The following is a 5,081-nucleotide window of genomic DNA, read 5'->3' as shown; positions in this document are numbered from 1 at the left end:
GCGTCTTGGACTAATTTGGTGTTACCGAAAGCTTCGATTGGGGTGTAGGGTTGACCGATGATTCCATCACCGTTAAAGTCTTGTTGGAAATTGGTTTCTTGGGTGAAAGCTTCCGGGGAGTTTAATCCCCACCCTCCAGTGGAAGATTGCCAATTCCAGTTACTATCTAAACTCCACAGATGCAGATAATTACCATCGTTATTTTTCCATAAAACTTGATTGACTCCATTGACGGTTTCTGCTGCTAAGGTTTGCCAACCTGGATAGATATTTGTGGTAATCTGAGTCCCCCCATTTTTAATGGCGATGGGGTTATTATTACCAATTTGAGCATAGAGGTTATTAGTGGTGTCTTTGACTAATTTGGTGTTACCGAAAGCTTCGATTGAGGTGACACTGCTATCATCATTTTGAATAGTTCCGGTGGCAGTAGCAGTGGTAATAGTAGCGCCGTTGGTGGCATTGGAGAGGGTGACGGTAAAGTTTTCGTCTGGTTCTACTGTTGTATCCCCTTGAACGTTAACAGTAATCACTTTACTGGTTTCCCCGGCGGCAAAACTTACTACTCCACTGGGTAATACTCCCCCAACAAAATCCGTGGCATTAGCAGGATTGGTTCCTGTACCAGTAACTGCCCAGTTAACGTTATTGGTTCCCGTGGTATTAACCGCACGAGTGACGGTGAAGGTGAAGGCTTTACTGCCACTGTTGCCCTCGGTTTGACTGGCACTGGTGGCGGCAATAGCGAGGGTGGGAACTGCTACATCATCATTTTGGATGGTTCCGGTGGCAGTAGCGGTGGTAATAGTAGCGCCGTTGGTGGGAGTGGAGAGGGTGACGGTAAAGTTTTCGTCCGGTTCTACTGTTGTATCTCCCTGAACGTTAACAGTAATTACTTTTGAGGTTTCCCCGGCGGCAAAACTTACTACTCCACTGGGTAATACTCCCCCAACAAAATCAGTGGCATTAGCAGGATTGGTTCCTGTACCAGTAACTGCCCAGTTAACGTTATTGGTTCCGGTGGTATTAACCGAACGAGTGACGGTGAAGGTAAAGGCTTTACTGCCACTGTTGCCCTCGGTTTGACTGGCACTGGTGGCGGCAATGGCGAGGGTGGGGATGGCAGGGGTACTCACGGCCCACAACTCCCGACCGTTCACGCCGTTATCGGCAGTGAAGAACAGGGTGCTGCCCACTACTCTCAGGTTTTGGGGGTCGGAACTAGAGGAACCGGGACGGATATCGCCTACCAGAATCGTACCCGCCTCCGTGCCGTCGCTTTTCCACAATTCAGTACCGTTCACGCCGTCATCGGCAGTGAAGAACAGAGTATTGCCCACTACCGTTAGATTGCTGGGGCCGAAGCCAGAGGCACCGGGGATGATGTCGGCCACCAGAACCGTACCGGCCGCCGTGCCGTCGCTTTTCCATAATTCCCGACCGTTCACATTGTCACCGGCAGTGAAGAACAGGGTGTTGCCCACTGCCGTCAGATTGCGGGGGTTGGAGCTACTAAAGGAACCGGGGCGGATATCTTTGACCAGAACTGTACCGGCCGCCGTGCCGTCGCTTTTCCACAATTCCTCACCGTTAACGTCGTTATCGGCAGTGAAAAAGAGGGTATTGCCTACTGCCGTTAGATAGCGGGGGTAAGAGCTAGAGAAACCGGGGCCGATGTCGGACACCAGAACCGTACCGGCCGCCGTGCCGTCGCTTTTCCACAATTCCCGACCGTTCGCGCCGTTATTGGCAGTGAAAAAGAGGGTATTGCCTACTGCCGTCAGATTGCGGGGGTCGGAGCTAGAGGAACTGGGGCGGATATTCTTGACCAGAACCGTACCGGCCGCCGTGCCGTCGCTTTTCCATAATTCATTACCGCTAACGCCGCTGGCACTGAAGAACAGGGTACTGCCCACCGCCGTTAGATTGTCGGGGAAGATATTCTTGACCAAAACCGTACCGGCCGCCGTGCCGTCGCTTTTCCACAATCCAGCGTTAGTGAAGAACAGGGTATTGCCCAGTGCCGTCAGATTGTCGAGGAAGGAGCTAGAGTCACCGGGGCGGATATCTTTAACCAGAACCGTGCCGGCCGCCGTGCCGTCGCTTTTCCACAATTCAGTACCGTTCACGCTGTCAAAGGCCTGGAAGAACAGGGTACTGCCCACCACCGTCAGATTGCTTGGGTAGGAGCCATAGTCACCCGGGTTGATGTCGGCGACCGCAACTGTACCGGCCGCTGTGCCGTCGCTCCTCCACAATTCCTCACCGTTAACGCTGTCATAGGCAGTGAAGAACAGGGTATTGCCCCGGGCCGTCAGATTGCCGGGGTAGGGACCAAAGGAACCGGGGTAGATATCTTTAACTAAAAAAGGAACGGAGTCCTCGTCAATAATGGTCGCGGTTGCCGTAGATGGAGTGCCGAGAGTAGCTCCGTTGGTGGGATTGGAGAGGGTGACGGTAAAGTTTTCGTTCGGTTCTATCGTTGTATCTCCCAGAACATTAACGGTAATCACCTTACTGCTTTCTCCCGGGGCAAAACTCACTACCCCACTGGGTAACACTCCCCCGACAAAATCGGCAGCGTTAGCGGGAAAAGTGCCGGTGCCGGTAACTGCCCAACTGACGTTATTGCTTCCGGTGGTGTTATCCGCACGAGTGACGGTGAAGGTAAAGGCTTTGCTGCCACTGTTGCCCTCGGTTTGACTGGCATTGGTGGCGGCAATGGTGAGGATGGGGATTGCTACATCATCATTATTGATGGTTCCCGTGGCAGTAGCGGTGGTAATGTTAGCGCCGTTGGTGGGATTGGAGAGGATGACGGTAAAGTTTTCGTTCGGTTCAAATGTGGTATCTCCCAGAACGTTAACGGTAATCACTTTACTGGTTTCTCCCGGGGCAAAACTCACGGTTCCTGACGGGAACAATCCCCCGACAAAATCCGTGGCATTGGCGGCATTGCTGCCGCTGCTGATAACTGCCCAGTCAACGTTATTGGTTCCCGTGGTGATAACCGAACGAGTGACGGTGAAGGTGAAAGCTTTACTGCCACTGTTGCCCTCGGTTTGATTGGCATTGGTGGCGGCAATAGCGAGGGTGGGAACTGTGGGACCACCCACATTTAAGGCCCACAATTCCTCACCGTTAACGCCGTTATCGGCAGTGAAGAACAGGGTGCTGCCCACTACCCTTAGATTGAGGGGGTAGGAGCTAGAGGCACCGGGGCGGATGTCGCCCACCAGAACCGTACCGGCCGCCGTGCCGTCGCTTTTCCACAATTCAGCACCGTTCACGCCGTCATCGGCGGTGAAGAACAGGGTGTTGCCTACTGCTGTCAGACGGTTGGGGTTGGAGCTAGAGGAACCGGCGCGGATATCTCTGACCAGAACCGTACCGGCCGCCGTGCCGTCGCTTTTCCACAATTCCCAACCGTTAACGCCGTCATCGACGGTGAAGAACAGGGTGCTGCCCACTGCCGTCAGATTTTCCAGGTTGGAGCTAGAGGAACCTGCGCGGATATCTCTGACCAGAATCGTACCAGCGGCCGTGCCGTCGCTTTTCCATAATTCAGTACCGTTCACGCCGTCATCGGCAGTGAAGTACAGGGTAAGGGTGTTGCCCACTGCCGTTAGATTGAAGGGGTTGGAGCTACCGGGGCCGATGTTCTTGACCAAAACCGTACCGGCCGCCGTGCCGTCGCTTTTCCACAATTGAGTACCGTTCACATCAAAAGCAGTGAAGAACAGGGTATTGCCCAGCGCCGTTAGATTGCGGGGGTAAGAGCTAGAGAAACCGGGGCGGATATCTTTGACCAGAACCGTACCGGCCGCCGTGCCGTCGCTTTTCCATAATTCCTCACCGTTCACGCTGTCAAAGGCCCGGAAGTACAGGGTACTGCCCACTGCCGTCAGATAGCGGGGGCTGATATCCTTGACCAGACCTGTACCCGCCGCCGTGCCGTCGCGTTTCCAAAATTCAGTACCGTTAACGCCGTCATCAGCAGTGAAGAACAGGGTACTGCCTACTGCCGTTAGATAGCGGGGGAAGGAACCAGAGAAACTGGGAACAATATCTTTGACCAGAACTGTACCAGCCGCCGTGCCGTCGCTTTTCCACAATTCAGTACCGTTAACGCTGTCATAGGCCTGGAAGTACAGAGTATTGCCCAGCGCCGTCAGATAGCCGAGGAAGGAGCCAAAGGAACCGGGGTTGATATCTTTAACTAAAAAAGGAGTTGACATGACTTTTTCCTGAATAAAGGGTGAAAATTAAACAATTAGGTAGTCGTGCAGAATAAATTTCCTAGTGAAGAAAGGCAAGAGGCAAGGGGGGGTTAGATTTGTGTAATTAATTTTGCTTAGGTACTTAAGCCAACCCACGTTCATCTCTGGTATAGATTAGAATCGATTATTAACATTGATTTTTGCTTATGATTTATTATGGTTTCAGTGGGTATTAATAGAAGTCATGACGCTGACCTAGAAAGATTACTGCGGCTATTTTACGCAAAGAATCCCAAATCTTTCAAGGTTTCTATAACAAAAATTAACATTTATACAAGAAAACGGGTTTCTCAATGACAAGAAACCGGGTTTCTCAAAGAAACCCGGTTTCTAAATAGGTTCTCAAAGAAACCCGGTTTCTCAAAGAGTTTCTCAAAGAAACCCGGTTTCTAGATGTTGATTTTTGCCAAAGACTGCTTAAATTCTGCGAGAGAATGAGCGGTAGCTGCTAATTTTAGTAGCTCTTCTAAGATAGTAGGATTAGTCATTTTGCCGATTATCTCTTCAATTTCTGAAGAAATTTGTCCAAACCGCACAGTTAAAACTGTTTTTATGGCATCGCGGCTTTTTTCTAACGCTCCAATTTCCTTACCAATTTCCTTACCAATTTCCTTACCAATTTCCTTACCGATTTCCCTACCGCGTTCTATTCCTCGTAACTCCATATTACTTACTAAAGGCATGGTTCTTTCCTCCTCAAATTGTTTAATTTTACTCTCTAAACTTGACTGCAATTCAGGGGATAAAGTCATCATATTGTCGATGATTTCAAACAGTTTAATTATCTGTTCCCTCTCGAAC

1 protein-coding gene and 1 pseudogene are annotated in these 5,081 nt (G+C 50.8%); both read right to left on the bottom strand.

Translation table 11 applies throughout. From position 1 onward, the window contains the following. A partial coding sequence (locus O9324_RS17340; RefSeq protein WP_288140837.1) for an ELWxxDGT repeat protein occupies positions 1–4,238 on the bottom strand: 4,238 nt, incomplete at its 3' end. Positions 4,239–4,669: 431 nt separating this feature from the next. Beyond that, positions 4,670–5,081, bottom strand: a pseudogene (locus O9324_RS17335) (hypothetical protein); the annotation flags it as partial.

It is taken from the genome of Microcystis sp. LE19-84.1B (assembly GCF_027531875.1).
GTDB lineage: Bacteria > Cyanobacteriota > Cyanobacteriia > Cyanobacteriales > Microcystaceae > Microcystis > Microcystis panniformis.
Note: the sequence above shows the minus strand (reverse complement) of the source record. Positions and strands in the feature narration are given on the sequence as shown.